Origin of the sequence: Bacillus sp. Nf3, assembly GCF_003028545.1 — a bacterium.
In the GTDB taxonomy this organism is placed as follows: Bacteria; Bacillota; Bacilli; order Bacillales; family Bacillaceae; genus Bacillus; species Bacillus safensis.
The window spans coordinates 1-784 of the sequence record NZ_PYUA01000027.1 but is presented as its reverse complement, the minus strand read 5'-3'; the positions used below and the strand labels follow the sequence as shown (position 1 = coordinate 784).

The window sequence follows — 784 nt, the reverse complement described above, 5'->3', positions numbered from 1 at the left end:
GAGGCCGACCATTGCGGCGAAGCCTGCGGTGAACCGGCACCGGTGAAGGGCGGCGAGCACGAGGGCCATGAAGATCATGATCATGGCGAAGACGCACAAGGGCATCGCGGTCACGTGCATCGTTGAAGGGGATATGCCGTCACACGGATCGGGTGAATCCGGCCGCGTGAAACCGGCCGGGCGAAACCGGCCGGGCGAAACCGCTTGGACGAAACCGACCGGGGGAAACAGCTTGGTAGAGTCGACTGTTAGTCGACTGCTCTCCCATCCGGCCGCGAAAACCCCGCGCTGCGCGCGATAGTCGACTAACAGTCGACTCTACCCAATCGACGCACGCCTCTGCGCTGCTCCCCGGCGACAACGTCGGCCGGTTACAGCGCTTCCAGACTGCACCACGGCAGCTTGGGCAGCCCCTGCCCGGCCACTGCGGCGGCCAACTGCGCGTCGGCGCCATCGACGTCGATGCCCTGGCGCACATACCACGCAGGATCGTAGTAGCTCTGCGCATAGCGCTCGCCGGCATCGCAGAGGATGCTGACGATGCTGCCCTGGTGACCGGCCTCGCGCATCCACTGCGCGGCCTGCAGCACGCCGATGAAGTTGGTGCCGGTGGAGCCGCCGACGCGGCGCCCCAGCTGGCGGCTGACATGACGCATCGCCGCCAGGCTCAGTGCATCAGGCACCTTCACCATCGCATCGACGCAGGTCGGAATGAAGCTCGATTCCACCCGCGGCCGGCCGATGCCTTCCACCCGTGACCCCCCGCTGCAGGTCCGGCCGCGCC

At 67.2% G+C, this 784-nt stretch carries 1 protein-coding gene; it reads right to left on the bottom strand.

Annotated features, from left to right (window positions below):
* Positions 1-371: 371 nt before the first annotated feature.
* Positions 372-752 (bottom strand): hypothetical protein, encoded by a 381-nt coding sequence (locus C9414_RS20680; protein WP_219909121.1) that lies wholly within the window; start codon positions 750-752, stop codon positions 372-374.
* Between the last annotated feature and the right edge of the window lie 32 nt (positions 753-784).